The 18,316-nt window shown below is 71.7% G+C and carries 10 protein-coding genes and 6 pseudogenes; 7 read left to right on the top strand and 9 right to left on the bottom strand.

What is annotated here, in order from left to right; genetic code table 11:
- Positions 1-21: 21 nt before the first annotated feature.
- Positions 22-657 carry a TetR/AcrR family transcriptional regulator gene (locus ABZV31_RS03365; protein ID WP_355887381.1) on the bottom strand — a complete coding sequence of 212 codons (636 nt, stop codon included), beginning with the start codon at positions 655-657 and terminating at the stop codon, positions 22-24.
- Between the two features lie 15 nt (positions 658-672).
- A pseudogene (locus ABZV31_RS03360) lies at positions 673-1,463 on the bottom strand (SDR family oxidoreductase).
- Positions 1,464-1,510: 47 nt separating this feature from the next.
- On the opposite strand from ABZV31_RS03360, the pseudogene ABZV31_RS03355 reads away from it, so the two are divergent.
- A pseudogene (locus ABZV31_RS03355) lies at positions 1,511-2,649 on the top strand (acyl-CoA dehydrogenase family protein).
- Positions 2,649-3,652 (top strand): annotated as a pseudogene (locus tag ABZV31_RS03350) (acyl-CoA dehydrogenase family protein). The pseudogenes ABZV31_RS03355 and ABZV31_RS03350 overlap by 1 nt, the downstream one beginning before the upstream one ends.
- A 172-nt stretch (positions 3,653-3,824) precedes the next feature.
- Here ABZV31_RS03350 and ABZV31_RS03345 read toward each other — a convergent pair.
- Positions 3,825-4,235 (bottom strand): annotated as a pseudogene (locus tag ABZV31_RS03345) (VWA domain-containing protein); the annotation flags it as partial.
- Here ABZV31_RS03345 and ABZV31_RS03340 point away from each other — a divergent pair.
- Entirely contained in the window at positions 4,197-4,892 is a 696-nt protein-coding gene (locus ABZV31_RS03340) for a recombinase family protein (protein WP_355887378.1), read from the top strand. The pseudogene ABZV31_RS03345 and the gene ABZV31_RS03340 sit on opposite strands and share 39 nt — an antisense overlap.
- A gap of 84 nt (positions 4,893-4,976) precedes the next feature.
- A complete protein-coding gene (locus ABZV31_RS03335) occupies positions 4,977-5,606 on the top strand; it encodes a zinc ribbon domain-containing protein (protein WP_355887375.1) in 630 nt (209 codons plus the stop codon).
- Between the two features lie 68 nt (positions 5,607-5,674).
- On the opposite strand, the gene ABZV31_RS03330 is transcribed toward ABZV31_RS03335, so the two are convergent.
- Together ABZV31_RS03330 and ABZV31_RS03325 are read right to left on the bottom strand one after the other, a co-directional pair.
- Positions 5,675-5,878 carry a hypothetical protein gene (locus ABZV31_RS03330; RefSeq protein ID WP_355887372.1) on the bottom strand — a complete coding sequence of 68 codons (204 nt, stop codon included), beginning with the start codon at positions 5,876-5,878 and terminating at the stop codon, positions 5,675-5,677.
- Positions 5,875-6,252, bottom strand: coding sequence for a DUF6415 family natural product biosynthesis protein (locus ABZV31_RS03325; RefSeq protein ID WP_355887369.1), 378 nt, complete (start codon positions 6,250-6,252; stop codon positions 5,875-5,877). The genes ABZV31_RS03330 and ABZV31_RS03325 overlap by 4 nt, the downstream gene beginning before the upstream one ends.
- Positions 6,253-6,406: 154 nt before the next feature.
- Between ABZV31_RS03325 and ABZV31_RS03320 the strand changes: the two genes are divergently transcribed.
- The gene (locus tag ABZV31_RS03320) at positions 6,407-7,651 is read left to right on the top strand and encodes a helix-turn-helix transcriptional regulator (protein WP_355887367.1); all 1,245 of its coding nucleotides are present in this window, start codon (positions 6,407-6,409) and stop codon (positions 7,649-7,651) included.
- Between the two features lie 183 nt (positions 7,652-7,834).
- Here ABZV31_RS03320 and ABZV31_RS03315 read toward each other — a convergent pair.
- The 4 genes and pseudogenes from ABZV31_RS03315 to ABZV31_RS03300 all read right to left on the bottom strand — a co-directional run.
- A pseudogene (locus tag ABZV31_RS03315) lies at positions 7,835-8,171 on the bottom strand (VWA domain-containing protein); the annotation flags it as partial.
- Positions 8,172-8,365: 194 nt separating this feature from the next.
- Positions 8,366-9,829, bottom strand: a complete 1,464-nt coding sequence (locus tag ABZV31_RS03310; protein ID WP_355887364.1) for a glutamate synthase subunit beta — start codon at positions 9,827-9,829, stop codon at positions 8,366-8,368.
- Positions 9,822-14,333 (bottom strand): glutamate synthase large subunit, encoded by a 4,512-nt coding sequence (gene gltB / locus ABZV31_RS03305; protein WP_355887598.1) that lies wholly within the window; start codon positions 14,331-14,333, stop codon positions 9,822-9,824. Before gltB ends, ABZV31_RS03310 begins: the two co-directional genes overlap by 8 nt.
- Before the next feature lie 482 nt (positions 14,334-14,815).
- Entirely contained in the window at positions 14,816-15,547 is a 732-nt protein-coding gene (locus ABZV31_RS03300; RefSeq protein WP_355887361.1) for a VIT1/CCC1 transporter family protein, read from the bottom strand.
- Between the two features lie 271 nt (positions 15,548-15,818).
- Between ABZV31_RS03300 and ABZV31_RS03295 the strand changes: the two are divergent.
- Positions 15,819-16,784, top strand: a pseudogene (locus tag ABZV31_RS03295) (ADP-ribosylglycohydrolase family protein); the annotation flags it as partial.
- Entirely contained in the window at positions 16,697-18,091 is a 1,395-nt protein-coding gene (locus tag ABZV31_RS03290) for an ADP-ribosylglycohydrolase family protein (RefSeq protein WP_355887358.1), read from the top strand. The pseudogene ABZV31_RS03295 and the gene ABZV31_RS03290, both read left to right, overlap by 88 nt.
- Positions 18,092-18,316 lie beyond the last annotated feature (225 nt).

Raw genomic sequence — 18,316 nt, 5'->3', positions numbered from 1 at the left:
AACTCCCTGAAGGGAAAGGGGCTATTCACGTACGGCGATCCCGTCCAGGACCATCGACAGGTACTGCCGGGCGATCTCCTCCGGGCTGTGCTGTCCGCCGGGCCGGTACCAGGACGCGGCGACCCACACGGTGTCGCGCACGAACCGGTAGGTGAGCCGGACGTCGAGGTCGGCCCGGAAGACCCGGGCGGCGACCCCGCGCTCCAGCGTGGACAGCCACGCCTTCTCGAACTTGCGCTGTGACTCGGCGAGGAACGCGAACCGTTCCTGCGCGACCAGGTGCTTGGCTTCCTTCTGGTAGATCGCGACGGCGGCGCGGTGCCGGTCGATCTCCCGGAACGACTCGGTGACCAGCGCCTCCAGCGTCTCCCGCGGCCCCAGTCCGGCGTCCAGAACGGTGCCGTAGCCGTCCCAGAGCTCGTCGAGGAAGGTGCGCAGGATCTCCTCCAGCATCGACTCCTTGGAGTCGAAGTGGTAGTAGAGGCTGCCCGCGAGCATGCCCGCGTGGTCCGCGATCCTGCGTACGGTGGTGGCGTTGTAGCCCTGCTCGGCGAAGACCTCGGCGGCGGTGCGCAGGAGTTCGTGGCGGCGGTCCGGAGCGACGGCAGCCGCGGGCTTCTTCGTGGCGGTCACCTGGGGCTTCTTCTTGGTCGGCACGGGTCCATTGTGGTCCTAGGGATGCCGGCTGCTGACGGCGACGACCTCTCCGGTCATGTACGAGGAGTAGCCGGACGCAAGGAAGACGATCACGTTGGCAACCTCCCAGGGCTCGGCGTACCGCCCGAAGGCCTCCCGCCGCGTCAGCTCCTCCAGTACGTCGGGCGACGTCACCCTCACGAGGTGCGGGTGCAGGGCGAGGCTGGGCGAGACCGCGTTGACGCGTACCCCGTACTCCGCCGCCTCGATCGCGGCGCACCGGGTCAGCGCCATCACCCCGCCTTCGCGGCGGCGTAGTGCGCCTGACCGGCCTGGGCGCGCCAGCCCGCGACGGAGGCGTTGTTGACGATCACCCCGCCTGCCCGGTGCTCGCGGAAGAGCCGCAGCGCGGCCCGGGTGCACCGGAAGGTGCCGTTCAGCGTCACGTCGAGCACCTTCGACCACTGCTCGTCGGTCATGTCGGCGAGGTCGGCGGTGCCTCCCAGGCCGGCGTTGTTGACGACGACGTCCAATCGTCCGTGTGCGCGCACCGCCGCCTCGAAGAGCGCCTGCACCTGGGGCTCGTCGGTGACGTCGCACGGCTGCGCGGCGACCGACGCCGCGCCGAACCCCCCTGCCAGCTCGGCTTCGTACTCCTTGAGGCGCCGCACGTGCGCGTCGCTGATCAGCACGCGCGCGCCCTCCTCGAGGAACCGGCGCGCGGTCGCCCCGCCGATCCCCGCGCCCGCCGCCGCGGTGATGACGGCCGTCCGTCCGCTGAGCAGCCCGTGTCCGGGGACGTACGCCGGACCCTCGACGTCTGTCATGGGCTCACGCTAACCTACCAAACACTTGTTAGGGAAGGAGGGCGACCGTGGACCTCACCCACTCCCCCGCCGACGAGGCCTTCCGCGCCGAGGCCCGCGCCTGGCTGGCGGCCCATGTGCCGCCCGAGCCGTTGCCTTCCCTGGAGACCGAGGAGGGCTTCGCGGCACACCGCGGGTGGGAGGCCGAACTGGCCGCGGACCGCTGGTCGGTGGTGTCCTGGCCCGAGCGGTTCGGCGGGCGGGACGCCGGGCTGCTGCGGTGGCTGGTGTTCGAGGAGGAGTACCACGCGGCGGGCGCCCCGGGCCGGGTGAGCCAGAACGGCATCAGCCTGCTCGCGCCGGCCCTCTTCGAGCATGGCACCGAGGAACAGCGGTCCCGCGTGCTGCCGGCCATGGCCACCGGCGAGGTGATCTGGGCGCAGGCCTGGTCCGAGCCCGAGGCCGGCTCCGACCTGGCCGCCCTGAGGTCCAGGGCAGTGCGAACGGACGGCGGCTGGCGGTTGAGCGGGCAGAAGACCTGGTCGTCGCGCGCGGCCTTCGCCGACCGCGCGTTCGGCCTGTTCCGCAGCGACCCGGAGGCGCCGAAGCCCCACCAGGGGCTCATCCATCTGATGTTCGACCTGCGGGCGCCGGGGGTCACCGTCCGCCCGATCGGCCGCCTCGACGGAAAGCCCGCGTTCGCCGAACTCTTTCTGGACGAGGTGTTCGTGCCGGACGAGGACGTCATCGGCGAGCCCGGCCAAGGCTGGCGGGTCGCGATGTCCACGGCCGGCAACGAGCGCGGGCTCACGCTCCGCTCCCCCGGCCGCTTCCTGGCCGCCGCGGACCGCCTGCGGAGACTCTGGCAGGCGCAGGGGGGCCGGAGCACGCGCGGGACCGGGTGGCCGACGCACTGATCGGTGCCCGCGCCTACCAGCTCTTCGCCTACGCCCACGCCTCGCGCTTCCTCGAGGGGGAGCCGATCGGCCCGGAGTCCAGCCTGAACAAGGTCTTCTGGTCCGAGTACGACATCGCGCTGCACGAGACGGCGCTCGATCTCCTCGGCGAGGACGGGGAGTTGGCGGACGCTGCCTGGGCGGAGGGAGACGTCTTCGCGCTCGCCGGCCCCATCTACGCGGGCACGAACGAGATCCAGCGCGACATCGTCGCCGAGCGACTGCTCGGCCTGCCGAAGGGACGCCGCTGATGCGCTTCCTCCTCGACGCCGAACAGCGCGCGTTCGCCGGTTCGCTGGATGCGATGCTGACGGCGGCGGACACCCCCTCGGTCGTACGGAACTGGAGCCGCGGTGAGCATGCGGGCGGGCGCTGTGGTCCCGTCTCGCCGAGGCGGGGGTGTTCGCGCTGGCGGTTCCGGAGGCCTACGAGGGGGTCGGCCTTCGGCCCGTCGAACTCGCCGTCGCCTTCGTGGAGTTGGGGCGGCACGCGGTGCCCGGCCCCTTGGTGGAGACGGTCGCGGCGGCCGCGCTGCTTGCCGGACTGGACGACACCGGCCCGGCCGCACGCCTGCTGCCCGCGCTGGCCTCGGGCAAGTCGGCGGCAACGCTGGCCACGGGGTCGTACGCACTGGACGCGGACGCGGCGGACGTCCGGCTGACGGTGTCGGGGCCAGGGTCGGGCGGGCCGGGCCGACCGGCGGAACTGCGTCTGGCTCCCGCGCCCGGCGGCCCCCTCCGCCCTTCCCTCGACCCCGCCCGCCGGCTCTTTGCCACCCCGCGCGGCGGTGAGCTCCTCACCGGCGGTGCGCAGGTCGCCGCGGTCGCCGCGCACGCGCTGACCTGGGCGCGCCTCGCCACCGCGGCCCAGGCGCTCGGCGTGGGTCTGGCGCTGCTCGACCGGACGGTCGCCCACGTCAGGCAGCGCGCCCAGTTCGGCGTGCCCATCGGCTCCTTCCAGGCCGTCAAGCACCGCCTGGCCGACGCCAAGGTCGCCCTGGAGTTCGCGCGCCCCCTGTTGTTCGGCGCCGCGCTGACGATGAGTCCGGCCGACGTCGCCGCCGCGAAGGCCGGCGCCTGCGAGGCGGCGTACGCCACCGCCCGTACGGCGCTCCAGTTGCACGGCGCGATCGGCTACACCGCGGAGTACGACCTCTCGCTGTGGCTGACCAAGGCCCGTGCTCTGCGAACCGCCTGGGGCACACCGCGCGAGTGCCGGACCCTGGTCCTCAGTGCCGGTGGTCCCCGCCGCTGAGCTCCCGGCGCGTAGATCCTGAGCCGCCCGTCGGCCCAGTCGGCGAGCTTCTCGCCCTTGGCGGGCTCTCCCCGGCGCCCCGGACTCGCCTGTCCCACCCGCCCGTTCACCGATCATGCGCCGTCAGCCATGCGCCGCCTCCCCGTCGGATCCTCCTCAGGGTGACACGGCGCTACGGCCAAGCCAACGGGGCGGGCGATCGGGCCTGCCTGACGATGCCCTGCGCCCGCGCGGCCACCAGCCACTTCGGGAACTCGCCCACCAGACGGTCGTACAACTTGGCATCGGACACCGCCCGCGGGTCCGCCCCCGCATGGAAGAAGGCGGCATTGCCGACGACCCGCTTGTCGGACACCGCCAACTCGTCGAGTCCGCACAGGAAGTCGAACTGACGGCTGTCCGGGTCGCCGAAGCCGATGAACTGCCAGAACAGCGGGAGCTTCGCCGCCTTGCACAGGTAGCGTTCCGCGGCGGGCTTGCTGGTCGACCCGCCGTCGGACTGGAAGACGACGAGGGCGGGGTCCGTGGCGCCGCTGTCGAGGTAGTGGTCGATGACGGCGTCCATCGCCAGGTGGTAGTTGGTGCCGAAGCCGAGTTCGGGCCGTGGACGTGGGGCACCAAGGCTCGCGACGACTTCGAGCGGCTGACGGCAGACCTCGCGTCCGGCGCGTTCGGCGACCCCGGGGACGTGCTGGTCCTGTGGGAGATCTCCCGCCTCAGCCGCGAGACCGGCAAGGGCGTCGCCCTCGTCGACCTGTGCGAGGCGCGCGGGTACCTGATCCACATCACGTCGTACGAGCGGACCTATGACCCCCGTCGCTACAACGACCGCCACGAGCTGATCACCGGCATCGCCGACGCCGAACGCGAGGCCCGGCGCCTGTCGGACCGTACGCTGCGAGGTGTGAACTCCCAGCTGTCCAAGGGCGCCCCGCACGGCAAGATCCCGTTCGGGTACCGCCGCACCTACGAGCTGATCGACGGACGTCCGCGCCCGGTGTCGCAGGAGCCGGACCCCGTAGAGGCGCCGCTGGTCCAAGAGCTGTTCCGGCGGGTGCTCGGAGGTCCCGACAAGGCCCCTGAGTCCATCCGGTCCGTCGCCATGGGCTGGAAGCGGCGCGGCGTCGTCAACCGTCAGGGGGGCGTGACGTTCTCGCCGCAGAACCTGCGGCACATGCTGATGCGCAAGGCGTACATCGGCATCCGCGTGCACGGGGGCACCGAGCGTCCCGGCAACTGAAACCCGATCATCAACCGGGGGACCTTCGAGGCCGTTCAGCGGCTGCCGGCCGACCCGTCCCGGAAGATCCACACGAGCCGCGCCGTGCGGTACGCCCTCACCGGCACGCAGCGGTGCGATGTCTGCGGCGGCCGCATGACCGTCGCCAAGGGCGGCAACCGCCAGATCCGCCCCGTGTACGTCTGTTACGCATACGCCCACGTGAGGAACGACAAAGCGGAGGCTGACCGGGCTCTCATCGGCGACCTGGAGGCCGACGCGCCGCAATTGGGCGTCATCCTGGCGTACCTGTCCGCGCCCCACCGGATCGCGCGCCTGAGCCAGCGTCCGGCGGTTGGCCCGGAGGAGAAGCTGCTGCGGGCCGAACTAGCGCGGCTCCGTGGCGAGCTGGAGGAGCTGGAGCAGGCCCCGGCGCCCAAGACGGCGCGCGCCCGGATCGCGCGGACCAACGACATCGACGAGATGGAGACGGAGATCGCCGCCCTGGAGGCGAAGCTGTCCGCGCTCGCCGCTCCGGACCCGCTGGCGGGCATCCTGCCCACCGACCCGGAGGCCGACCTGGTGGCCTGGTGGAAGGCGGCCGACGTGCAGCAGCAGCGCGCGGTCGCGGCCCTGCTGCTCACACCGGAGCTGCTGGGACAGGTCCGGGTCACCCGGGTCACCGACAGCGCATCCGACGCCGTACAGGACCGGCTGAGGTGGGTGACGGCCTGACCCCCACCCGCACACGACGACGCCCGGCCGGGCAGCATCACCGGCCGGGCGTCGAGCTGTTGGGGCGGCTACTCCTCCAGGGCGCGGTGGATCAGCACCCGGGTTAGGATCGCCGTCGCCACCGGGTCCGGCCGCACCAGGTCGGCGTGCGCACCGTGCGCCCAGATGTCCCAGCCCGGGCCGCTGTTGCCCATCTCGTGCCCCAGGTAGACCGCGTCGTCCGGATCGGTGATCACCTCGTCGCAGTACCGGCACACGCGGGCCGTGCTCACTGGTGCGCTCCGTCCAGGTTTTCCACGTGATCGCACAGGGCGTTGACCGACCGGGCGAGCCGCTGTGCGTGCGCCACGGCTGCGGGCAGCGTCCGGCCGGGCTCCAGCCCGAGCCGCATGCGGGCCTCGCCGACGCACGCCAGCGCGCACGCCTTGGGCACGTCGTCGTCCGGCAGGCCCCGGGTGGCGTCCTCCACCGCCGGGACGAGCAGCATCATGTGCCCCCGCAGGGTGAGCGTCAGGGTCTCCAGCTCACCGGTCGTGGGCAGTTCGGCATCCTCCGCCAGCAGCAGCCGCGCGCTGCCCCGCATCGTCTCCAGGTCCAGTGGCAGGCGGTCTGCACCGGTCGGCGGGCGGGCTGTACGTTGCGTCATGTCGTCGCTCCCTCGAAGCGTCGGCCACTCCCCGGGACGGTGTCCGCCGTCGCCGGGGTCTGTGCCGTTCACCAAACCGCCCGAGTGGATCTCCGGGAGGCGCCGGGTAGGGGGCCTGAAGGGGGCCTAGCCTTAGTACTTGAGGGGGCCGGCGATGCAGACCACGGAACGCAAGAGGCAGTTCGGCCAGTACCTTGCCCGGCTGCGCCGGGATGCCCGGCTGTCACAGCGGCAGCTCGCCGACCGGCTGTGCGCCGCGTCCGGCGTGGCCTCCGTGACCCGCAACGAGGTGGGCCGGTGGGAGCAGGGGCGCCGGGTGCCGGATGCGTGGCTGCCCGCGCTGGCGGCCGTGCTGGGTGTTCCGCTCGGCATCCTGGAACGGGCCGCAGCGTGGGCCCGAGGAGAGGCCGAGGGGCGGCTTCCGGGAGCGTTCGCCACCTTGGCTGAGCTGTTGCCCGCGGGGGATTCTCTGGAGCGTTTCACGGGCGCTCAGGGCCGCCGCATCGGCGCCTCCACCGTGGCCTCCCTCACCGCCCGGGTGCACGGGCTCCGGCTGGCGGACGACGTGCTGGCCGGGGGTGACCTCATCGGCCCGGCGTTCCGGGAGCTGTCGGGCGCCATCCGGCTGCACCGCGAGTCCGCCTACGACGAGGCCACCGGCCGCGCGCTGCTGGTCCAGATCGGGGAGCTGGCGCAGATCGCCGGGTGGATCGCCTCCGACGCCGGGGAGCACGCGCAGGCCGAACAGGCATACCGGCTGGGCATCACTGCGGCCCGGCAGGCCGGAGACGGCGCCCTGGTGGCCAACCTCGCCGGGTCGCTCGCGTATCAACACGCCAACACCGGTCGCGAGTTGGACGGGGTCGACCTCGCCCAGGCCGCCCTGGAGGAGGCCGGGCCCTCCGCCCCGCCCAAGACCCGTGCGCTCTTCTTCGATCGCGTGGCCTGGACGCACGCGAAGGCGGGCCGGGCGCACGCGCAGGACGCCGTGCGCGCCCTCGGCGAGGCGCACGAAGCCCTGACCGAGGACGGCGCCGACGAGGCGCCGCAGTGGGCGTACTGGGTCAGCCGGGAGGAACTGGAGGTGATGGACGCGCGGGTCTACACCGAGCTGCACCGCCCGCTGAGGACTGTCCCGCTGCTGTCCCGTGTCCTGTCCCGCTACGACGCCACCCGCGCCCGGGAACTGGCCCTGTACCTGTCCTGGCTCGCCGTCGCCTACGCGGACGCCAACGAGCCGGAGGAGGCCGCCGCGACCGCTGTCCGGATGTTCGAGCTGTCCGCCGACGTCGCGTCCGACCGGACATCGGAGCGCGGCCGGGTGGTCCTGTCCCGGCTGGCCGAGTACGACGACGTGCCCGAGGTGCGGGCCGTGCTGGCGGAGCATGCGCCGGGCTGACACCTGGAGGCCACCAGCCCGGCCCGGGACAGCCGTACGCCGTCCGTGAAGCCCTCCCGGCGGCAGTACGGCCTGGAGGCCGCCGCCGCCCGGCTCAAGGCCCTGGAGGGCGCAGCCTTCGCCCCGCCGGAGCCCCTGCCCCCGCTGGCGGTCGCGGCCACGAATGAAAGGCCATGGGTACTTGTCCGTGGAGAAGAACACCACCGGCACCCGTCCGTCGTCGTCGAGGTGCGCGGACAGCCCCAGCACCCGGTCGGCGAGCGCCTGCACGCTGCCGTCCTTGTAGTACGGCTTCATGGACCTTGTAGTACGGCTTCATGGACGTAGTACGGCTTCATGGACGTAGTACGGCTTCATGGACGTAGTACGGCTTCATGGACCCTGAGTGGTCGACCACGAGGTGGACGGCGGCTCTCAGCCCATCCAGCCCGTGCTTCTGCAACGACACCCCAGCGCTCTTGTACAGGCTGACCAGCGCGGGCGCGGTCTCCTCGACCTTGCTCAGACTGATCGCGGCCATGGCCGTCTCCCCCTTCGATCAAGGACTGGGAGGCCGAGGCTACGTCATACGGTCTTGCGGACAAGCGGCGGCGCCTGCCCCATCGTCCGGTCGGGGACTGGCGGGCAGGCGCCGTCGGTGTTCCGTACGCCTTTGTACGGGACGTCTGTGAGCGACCGTCAGGCCACCGGGGCCATCAGGTCATACGGGGGGCGTCAGACCATCAGCGCACGGTCCGTCGGGCGGATCGGGGCCGGCAGGTCGCTGGCACCGGTGAGGTAGCGGTCGACGGCGCGGGCCGCCGAGCGGCCCTCGGCGATCGCCCACACGATGAGGGACTGGCCGCGGCCGGCGTCACCGGCGACGAACACGCCGGGCACGTTGGTCTGGAAGTCGGCGTCGCGGGCGATGTTGCCGCGCGCGTCGAGCTCCAGGCCGAGCTGCTCGACCAGGCCGTTCTCCTGGTCGGTGCCGGTGAAGCCCATGGCGAGGGTGACCAGCTGGGCGGGGATCTTGCGCTCGGTGCCCGGCTTCGGCATCAGCTTGCCGTCCACGAACTCGACCTCGGTCATGTGCAGCCACTGGACGTTGCCGTCCTCGTCGCCCTCGAAGTGGGTGGTGGAGACGGAGTAGATCCGCTCGCCGCCCTCCTCGTGCGCCGAGGTGACCTTGTACAGCATCGGGAAGGTCGGCCACGGCTGGGTCACCGGATTCCGCTCGTCACCGGGCCGCGGCATGATCTCCAGCTGCGTGACGGAGGCCGCGCCCTGGCGGTGGGCGGTGCCCACGCAGTCCGCGCCCGTGTCACCGCCGCCGATCACGACGACGTGCTTGCCCTCGGCCGAGATCGGGGGGGTGACGTAGTCGCCCTCCTGGACCTTGTTGGCCAGCGGCAGGTACTCCATGGCCTGGTGGATGCCCTTGAGCTCGCGGCCCGGGACCGGCAGGTCGCGCGCGGTGGTCGCACCGGCGGCGATCACGATCGCGTCGTACCGCTTGCGCAGGTCCGTCGCCTTCAGATCGCGGCCGATCTCGATGCCGGTGCGGAAGCGGGTGCCCTCCGCGCGCATCTGCTCGATACGGCGGTTGATGTGCCGCTTCTCCATCTTGAACTCGGGGATGCCGTAGCGGAGGAGACCGCCGATGCGGTCCGCCCGCTCGTACACGGCGACGGTGTGGCCGGCCCGCGTGAGCTGCTGGGCGGCGGCCAGGCCCGCCGGGCCCGAGCCGATGACGGCGACCGTCTTGCCGGACAGGCGCTCGGGGATCTGCGGGGCGACGTCACCGGTCTCCCACGCCTTGTCGATGATGGAGACCTCGACGTTCTTGATGGTGACCGGCGGCTGGTTGATGCCGAGCACGCACGCCGACTCGCACGGCGCCGGGCAGAGGCGGCCGGTGAACTCCGGGAAGTTGTTCGTCGCGTGCAGGCGCTCGGAGGCGGCCGCCCAGTCCTCGCGGTAGGCGTAGTCGTTCCACTCGGGGATCAGGTTCCCGAGCGGACAGCCGTTGTGACAGAAGGGGATGCCACAGTCCATGCACCGGCTGGCCTGCTTGCTGATGATGGGCAGCAGCGAGCCGAGGAGGTAGACCTCGTTCCAGTCCTTGACGCGCTCCTCGACCGGCCGGGACTTGGCGACCTCGCGGCCGTGGTTCAAAAAGCCCTTCGGGTCAGCCATTGATCGCCGCCTCCATCATCTTCTCGGTGATCTCGGTCTCGGACAGACCGGCTCGCTCGGCGGCGTCCTTGGCGGCGAGCACTGCCTTGTACGTGCTGGGGATGATCTTGCTGAAGCGGTTCACTGCGGTGTCCCAGTCGGCCAGCAGCTTCTCGGCGACCGTGGAGCCCGTCTCCTCCTGGTGACGGCGCACCACGTCGTGCAGCCACTGCTTGTCCGTCTCGTCCAGCTCCTCGATGGACTCCAGGTTGCCGGCGTTGACGTTGTCGCGGTCGAGGTCGATGACGTACGCGATACCGCCGGACATGCCGGCCGCGAAGTTGCGGCCCGTCTCGCCGAGGACCACCGCGTGACCGCCGGTCATGTACTCGCAGCCGTGGTCGCCCACGCCCTCGGAGACGACCAGCGCGCCGGAGTTGCGGACGCAGAAGCGCTCGCCGACCGTGCCGCGCAGGAACATCTCGCCGCTGGTCGCGCCGTAGGCGAGGGTGTTGCCCGCGATGACGCTGTACTCGGCGAGGTGGTCGGCCGCGCGGTCGGGGCGCACGATGATCCGGCCGCCGGAGAGGCCCTTGCCGACATAGTCGTTGGCGTCGCCCTCCAGGCGCAACGTGACACCGCGCGGAATGAAGGCGCCGAACGACTGGCCGGCGGAGCCGGTGAAGGTGATGTCGATGGTGTCGTCGGGCAGGCCCGCACCGCCGAACTTCTTCGTCACCTCGTGGCCGAGCATGGTGCCGACCGTGCGGTTGATGTTGCGGATCGCGACCTGGGCGCGCACCGGCTGGGCGTCGGTGGCGGAGTCCGCGGCCAGGGCGTCGGCGGCGAGCCTGATCAGCTCGTTGTCGAGCGCCTTCTCCAGGCCGTGGTCCTGGGCGACGACCTGGTGGCGCGCCGCGCCCTCGGGCAGCTCGGGCACGTGGAACAGCGGCTCCAGGTCCAGGCCCTGCGCCTTCCAGTGGTTCACGGCACGGGTGACGTCGAGGACCTCGGCGTGACCGACGGCCTCCTCGATGGAGCGGAAGCCCAGCTCGGCGAGGAGCTCGCGGACCTCCTCGGCGATGAACTGGAAGAAGTTGACGACGTGCTCGGCCTTGCCGGCGAAGCGCTCGCGCAGCACCGGGTTCTGCGTGGCGATGCCGACCGGACAGGTGTCCAGGTGGCACACGCGCATCATCACGCAGCCGGAGACGACCAGCGGAGCGGTCGCGAAACCGAACTCCTCGGCGCCGAGCAGCGCGGCGATGACGACGTCACGGCCGGTCTTCAGCTGACCGTCGGTCTGCACGACGATGCGGTCGCGCAGGCCGTTGAGCAGCAGGGTCTGCTGGGTCTCGGCGAGGCCGAGCTCCCAGGGACCGCCGGCGTGCTTCAGCGACGTCAGCGGGGAGGCGCCCGTGCCGCCGTCGTGGCCGGAGATCAGGACGACGTCCGCGTGCGCCTTGGAGACACCGGCCGCGACCGTGCCGACGCCGACCTCGGAGACCAGCTTCACGTGGACGCGGGCCTGCGGGTTGGCGTTCTTCAGGTCGTGGATCAGCTGCGCCAGGTCCTCGATGGAGTAGATGTCGTGGTGCGGCGGCGGGGAGATGAGCCCCACGCCCGGCGTCGAGTACCGGGTCTTCGCCACCCACGGGTACACCTTGTGACCGGGCAGCTGGCCGCCCTCGCCGGGCTTGGCGCCCTGCGCCATCTTGATCTGGATGTCGTCGGCGTTGACCAGGTACTCGGAGGTGACGCCGAAGCGGCCGGAGGCGACCTGCTTGACGGCCGACCGGCGCGCCGGGTCGTACAGGCGCTCCGGGTCCTCGCCGCCCTCACCGGTGTTGGACTTGCCGCCCAGCTGGTTCATGGCGATGGCGAGCGTCTCGTGCGCCTCCTGGGAGATGGAGCCGTACGACATGGCGCCCGTCGAGAACCGCTTGACGATCGAGGAGACCGGCTCGACCTCCTCGATCGGGATCGGCTTCCGGTCGGACTTGAAGCCGAACAGGCCGCGCAGCGTCATCAGGCGCTCGGACTGCTCGTTCACGCGGGCCGTGTACTTCTTGAAGATGTCGTAGCGGCCAGTGCGCGTGGAGTGCTGCAGGCGGAAGACCGTCTCCGGGTCGAACAGGTGCGGCTCGCCCTCGCGGCGCCACTGGTACTCGCCGCCTATCTCCAGTGCACGGTGCGCCGGGGCGATGCCGGAGGCGGGGTACGCCTTGGCGTGCCGGGCGGCGACCTCCTTGGCGATGACGTCGATGCCGACGCCGCCGATCTTGGTGGCGGTGCCGTTGAAGTACTTGTCGACGAAGGCCTCGTCGAGACCGACGGCCTCGAAGACCTGGGCGCCACGGTAGGAGGCGACCGTGGAGATGCCCATCTTGGACATGACCTTCAGCACGCCCTTGCCGAGCGCGTGGATCAGGTTGCGGATGGCCTTCTCGGGCTCGATGTCCGGCAGGAAGGTTCCGGCGCGGACCAGGTCCTCGACGGACTCCATCGCCAGGTACGGGTTGACGGCCGCGGCGCCGTAGCCGATGAGCAGGGCGACGTGGTGGACCTCACGGACGTCACCGGCCTCGACCAGCAGGCCCACCTGGGTGCGCTGCTTGGTGCGGATGAGGTGGTGGTGGACGGCCGCGGTGAGCAGCAGCGACGGGATCGGCGCGTGCTCGGCGTCCGAGTGGCGGTCCGACAGGACGATCAGGCGGGCGCCGTTCTCGATGGCCGCGTCGGCCTCGGCGCAGATCTCCTCGATGCGCGCGGCCAGCGCCTCACCGCCGCCGCTGACCCGGTACAGGCCGGACAGGGTCGCGGCCTTGAAGCCGGGCATGTCGCCGTCGGCGTTGATGTGGATGAGCTTGGCCAGCTCGTCGTTGTCGATGACCGGGAAGGGCAGCACGACGCTGCGGCTCGCCGCCGCGGTCGGCTCCAGCAGGTTGCCCTGCGGGCCCAGCGACGAGCGCAGGGAGGTGACCAGCTCCTCGCGGATCGCGTCCAGCGGCGGGTTGGTGACCTGCGCGAACAGCTGGGTGAAGTAGTCGAAGAGCAGGCGCGGACGCTCCGACAGCGCGGCGATCGGCGAGTCGGTGCCCATCGAACCGATCGGCTCGGCGCCGGTCTTGGCCATCGGCGCCAGGATGACGCGCAGCTCCTCCTCGGTGTAGCCGAAGGTCTGCTGGCGGCGGGTGACCGAGGCGTGGGTGTGCACGATGTGCTCGCGCTCGGGCAGGTCGCCCAGTTCGATCTCGCCGGCCTCCAGCCACTCGGCGTACGGCTGCTCGGCGGCGAGCTGCGCCTTGATCTCGTCGTCCTCGATGATGCGGTGCTCGGCGATGTCGACGAGGAACATCTTGCCGGGCTGCAGCCGGCCCTTGCGGACGACCTTCGCGGGGTCGATGTCCAGGACGCCGACCTCGGAGCCGAGGACCACGAGTCCGTCGTCGGTGACCCAGTAGCGGCCGGGACGCAGACCGTTGCGGTCGAGCACCGCGCCGACCTGGGTGCCGTCGGTGAAGGTGACGCAGGCCGGGCCGTCCCAGGGCTCCATCATCGTGGAGTGGAACTGGTAGAAGGCGCGCCGGGCCGGGTCCATGGAGTCGTGGTTCTCCCACGCCTCCGGGATCATCATCAGCACGGAGTGCGGGAGCGAGCGGCCGCCGAGGTGGAGCAGCTCGAGCACCTCGTCGAAGGACGCGGAGTCGGAGGCGTCCGGCGTACAGATCGGGAAGATCCGCTCCAGCCTGTCCTTGTCGCCGAAGAGGTCGGAGACCAGCTGGGACTCGCGGGCGACCATCCAGTTGCGGTTGCCCTTGACGGTGTTGATCTCGCCGTTGTGCGCGACGAAGCGGTACGGGTGGGCGAGAGGCCACGACGGAAACGTGTTCGTCGAGAACCGCGAGTGGACCAGGGCGATGGCCGAGGCGAAGCGGCGGTCGGACAGGTCCGGGAAGAAGGGCTCCAGCTGGCCGGTGGTCAGCATGCCCTTGTAGACGATCGTGCGGGCCGACAGCGACGGGAAGTAGACGCCGGCCTCGCGCTCGGCGCGCTTGCGCAGCACGAAGGCCTTGCGGTCGAGGTCGATGCCCTTGCTGGCGCCGTCGGTGACGAACAGCTGGCGGAAGAAGGGCATCGTGGAGCGTGCGGTGGCGCCGAGGAGTTCGGGGGCGACCGGCACCTCACGCCAGCCGAGGACGGTCAGGCCCTCGTCGGCCGCGATCGTCTCGATCTGTGAGACAGCGTCCTCGGTGCCCTCCTCCGGCAGGAAGGCAATGCCGACGGCGTAGGCGCCGACCTCGGGCAGGTCGAATCCGGCCACCTCGCGGAAGAAGGCGTCGGGCACCTGGGACAGCAGGCCCGCACCGTCACCGGAGTCGGGCTCGGAGCCGGTGGCACCGCGGTGCTCGAGGTTGCGCAGAACCGTGAGCGCCTGCTCGACCAGCGCATGGCTCGCCTCACCGGTGAGGGTGGCCACGAAGCCGACACCGCAGGCGTCGTGCTCGTTGCGGGGGTCGTACATACCCTGCGCAGCAGGGCGAGCATCCATGAACGACCAGTTCTGGCCATTCGCGGAATGCTGGGACGGCTGGCGCGGCGTACGCATCGGCTCTCCCGTCGTCGTCATGTGGCTGGGGGTCCTCCCAGGCTGTTCAGGCTCTGGGGGCAAGTGCCGAGGGACGACGTTGGCCCTCTGCGTGAGTGCAAAATTTCGTGCAGGTTACATGATGGAGCGGTTCTCGGGAACCGGATAAACCGTTCCAACATGCGGACACCGCGGGCCGCGGCGGGGGTCCCGCGCCCGGCGGTGGAAGCTATGGGGACCGAGGCGGACAGATCAATGTCCCTCGGCCCGAAAAGGACGGGGAGGCGTCGTCGCCCACCCCGCGGCTGCGCGGCAGGCCTCATTGCCCACAGCGCTTACGGCTCATGCCCGGTGGTCATGCAGTCGAAACCAGCGGGTAACGGCTACTTATGCGGCCCAACGCATAAGTTCCGGCCACGTCATCCTACGGCCGTTCCGAACAGGCTGCCCAGGGCGTACGTCACACCGGCCGCGGCACCACCCAGGGCAAGCTGCCGCAAACCGCTGAACCACCAGGTCCGCGCCGTCACCTTGGCCACCACCGCACCGCAGGCGAACAGTCCGAAGAGGGCGAGCAGCACGGCCGGCCACAGCGCCGCTGCACCGAGCAGGTACGGCAGCACGGGCAGCAGCGCGCCCAGCGCGAACGAGCCGAAGGACGACACCGCGGCGACCAGCGGCGAGGGCAGGTCACCGGGGTCGATGCCCAGCTCCTCGCGGGCGTGAATCTCCAGGGCCTGCTCGGGGTCCTTCGACAGTTGCCGGGCCACTTCCCGGGCCAGCTCCGGCTCGACGCCCCGCGCCATGTACAGGGCGGCGAGCTCCTCCTCCTCGTCCTGCGGGTGCTTTCTCAGCTCCCGCCGCTCCACGTCGAGTTCGGCCTCGACAAGCTCGCGCTGCGAGGCGACGGAGGTGTACTCGCCGGCCGCCATGGAGAAGGCGCCGGCGGCGAGGCCCGCGAGCCCGGTGAGGACAATCGTCCGCTGGCCCACCGAGCCGCCCGCGACACCGGTCATCAGGGCCAGGTTGGAGACCAGGCCGTCCATCGCGCCGAAGACCGCGGGGCGCAGCCAACCGCCGTTCACGTCGCGGTGCGTGTGGTTGTCGCGGTGCGCCTCGTGAAGCGTCGCTACGGTGTCGATGACGGCCATGACGGTCCCCCAGGGAGCTTAGGCAAAGCTAACTTTGGATGAGTTCTACTTTTCGACAAGACCGAATTTACGCCTGAAATTTTGCTCCCGCCAGCAAGGAAAGGCTGGGCTAACCTGCGGCTTTACCTCGTTTCGCTCATCCGTGATCAGCTCTGCGCAGATGTCGTACGGGTGATGCTGAGGCTTGTGCGGCTGCACTGAACACTGCGCCGGGGACAGTTCCGCAAAGGGGTTCCGTGCCCGGTACGGCGCCCTGAGAGGAGAGCCCGCGATGGGATCGACCGCCGGCGTCCCGCCGCCCCCGCTCCGCGAACGGGCCCGCGGCGCGCTGCTCGGCCTCGCCGTCGGAGACGCCCTCGGAGCGCCCGCGGAGAACCTGAAGCCGTCCGAGATCCGCGCCCGCTGGGGCCGCATCACTGGCTATGTCACCGAGCACCCGTCCGGCACGGACGACACCGAGTACGCCATCTTCTCCGGCCTCCTGCTGGCCCGGCACGGGTCCGCGCTCACCCCGGCCCACGTGGAGACGGCCTGGCACGAATGGATCGCCGACCGCGCCGAGGGCCCGTTCCGCGGCGCCGGCTTCAGCGAGCGGGGCACGCTGGAGAACCTGCGCCGGGGTCTGGCCGCCCCCATCTCCGCACAGCACCGGCACGCCTGGAGCGACGGCCTGGCGATGCGGGCCGCGCCCTTCGGGGTGTTCGCCGCCGGACGCCCCGTCGAAGCGGCCCGCCTGGTGGCGATCGACGGCTCGGTCAGCCATGAGGGCGAGGGCATCCACGGCGGCCGGGCGGTGGCGGCCGGGGTCGCCGCGGCGATGGCGGGCGCGCCCCCCGTCGCCGTCGTGGCGGCCGGCCTCGCCGTCGTCCCCGACGACTCCTGGACGGCCCGCTCCCTGCGCCGGGCCACGGCCGTCGCCCACCTCGGCGAGCGCGCGGTCCGCTCCGCCGTGGTCATCGGCGGCTACCCGTGGACCGACCTGGCTCCCGAGGCGGTCGCCCTCGCCTTCGGCGCGTACGCGGCCGCCGACGGCGACTTCAGAGACGCGGTCCTCACTGCCGTGAACATGGGCCGCGACGCCGACACCACGGCAGCGGTGGCGGGCGCCCTGGCAGGGGCGACCCAGGGGGTGTCCGCCATCCCGCAGGAGTGGGCGGCGGCCATCGGACCGGCGCGGGGGAGTTGTCTGCCGTCGATGGCGGGGCACCACGTGCTGGACGTGGCGGATCTGCTGGTGGCCGAGGGGACCGCAGCTGCCGAGCGCTCGGTACGGCAGGACGATCTCGTACGGCAGGACGATCTCGTACGCCAAGACGATCTCGTACGCCAAGACGATCTCGTACGCCAAGACGATCTCGTACGCCAGGACGCACGCCCCGCTCCCGACCCCGCCGCCTACGTCCTCGCCGACAAGGAGGAGGTGCGGTCGTGACGCGCCGGGTCGAGGGACTGCTGCTGGGGCTGGCCGCGGGGGACGCCGCCGGCTGGCCCGCCGCCCGGCACCGGGCCGCCCGGATGCCCGAGTGGACCCGCCGCCTCACCCGCGAGCTGGACACCTTCGCCGAGCAGAACGCGACGACCACGCTCCCCGTCCCCATCGCGCTCAACCAGCCCCCCGAGCCGCTGCGCCTCGGCCCCTCCGACGACGCCGAGTGGGCGGTGTTCGCGGCGGAGGCCCTGCTGCGGGCCGGGGACGACGGCGCGCTCGGCGACCTCAGCCGGGAGCGCCGCGCGCGGGCCGCGATCGACCTGACCTGGAACGCCGTGGCCAGTGAGGTCGCGGCAGCAGCCGAGCGCGCCCCCGAGGTGGAGTCGGCGGTGCTGCCGTTGCGCGCCCGCATCTCCGTCCGGGCCGGCCTCGGCAACCTCGCCACCGGACTGCGACCGCCCGCCACCGGCCACGACAACCCGCACTACTTCGACGACGCGGCCTGCGTACGGGCCTGCGTGCTGGCCGTGGCCCACCCGGGCGACCCTCGACGCGCCGCCGACCTGGCCGAGTTCGACGCCCGCTACACCCAGGACGGCGACGGCGTGCACGGCGCCCGCGCTATGGCGGCGGCGCTCGCGCCGGCCCTCGTCGGAGCGGAGGTCGAGGCCTGTGTCACGGCCGCGCTCGCCGAACTGCCGGAGGAGACGGAGATCGGGCGCAACGCCCGGCACGCGCTGCGGCTCGCCCGGGACGGCGAGGGCGCCTTCGCGCTCGTCCCGCTGCTGGAGCACCAGATCGTCGACCACGTCTACAGCTACGGCATCGCCGCCGCCGAGACCGTCCCGGTCGCCCTCGCCCTCGCCGCCGCGGCACACGGCCGGATCGCGGAGGCGGTGCCCGCGGCGGCCTGCCTGTCCCGGGTCGCCGACTCGGCCCCGGCGCTGGTGGGTGCCCTGACCGGCGCGCTGGGCGGCGGCGAGGCGATCCCGGCGTCCTGGCGGGACGCCTGCCGCACCCTGTCGGGCTGCGTGCTGCCCCGCCTCACGGGCACGGACCTGGTGGAACTCGCCGAACTCCTGGAAGCCGCACAACCGGCCCTTCCAGGAGGATGATTCGGGGCATGACGCCCAAAGGAGAAGAAAGCCGAGGAGCGGGCCGGGCAGCCGCCGAAGCCGAGAGCCACACGGCCGCCGGAGCCGAGAGCCACACGGCAAACGGAGCCCAGAGCCACACGGCCGCCGAAGCCGAGAGCCACACGGCAAACGGAGCCCAGAGCCACACGGCCGCCGAAGCCGAGAGCCACACGGCAAACGGAGCCCAGAGCCACACGGCCGCCG

This window comes from Streptomyces sp. NPDC005202, from assembly GCF_040608235.1.
Classification (GTDB): domain Bacteria; phylum Actinomycetota; class Actinomycetes; order Streptomycetales; family Streptomycetaceae; genus Streptomyces.
Note: the sequence above shows the minus strand (reverse complement) of the source record. Positions and strands in the feature narration are given on the sequence as shown.

What these genes read in the sequence shown, in the direction of transcription:
- ABZV31_RS03320 (WP_355887367.1), top strand. Translation starts at nt 6,407, where the DNA reads ATGCAGACCACGGAACGCAAGAGGCAGTTCGGCCAGTACCTTGCCCGG.
- gltB (WP_355887598.1), bottom strand. Translation starts at nt 14,333, where the DNA reads ATGTACGACCCCCGCAACGAGCACGACGCCTGCGGTGTCGGCTTCGTG.
- ABZV31_RS03310 (WP_355887364.1), bottom strand. Translation starts at nt 9,829, where the DNA reads ATGGCTGACCCGAAGGGCTTTTTGAACCACGGCCGCGAGGTCGCCAAG.
- ABZV31_RS03325 (WP_355887369.1), bottom strand. Translation starts at nt 6,252, where the DNA reads ATGACGCAACGTACAGCCCGCCCGCCGACCGGTGCAGACCGCCTGCCA.
- ABZV31_RS03300 (WP_355887361.1), bottom strand. Translation starts at nt 15,547, where the DNA reads ATGGCCGTCATCGACACCGTAGCGACGCTTCACGAGGCGCACCGCGAC.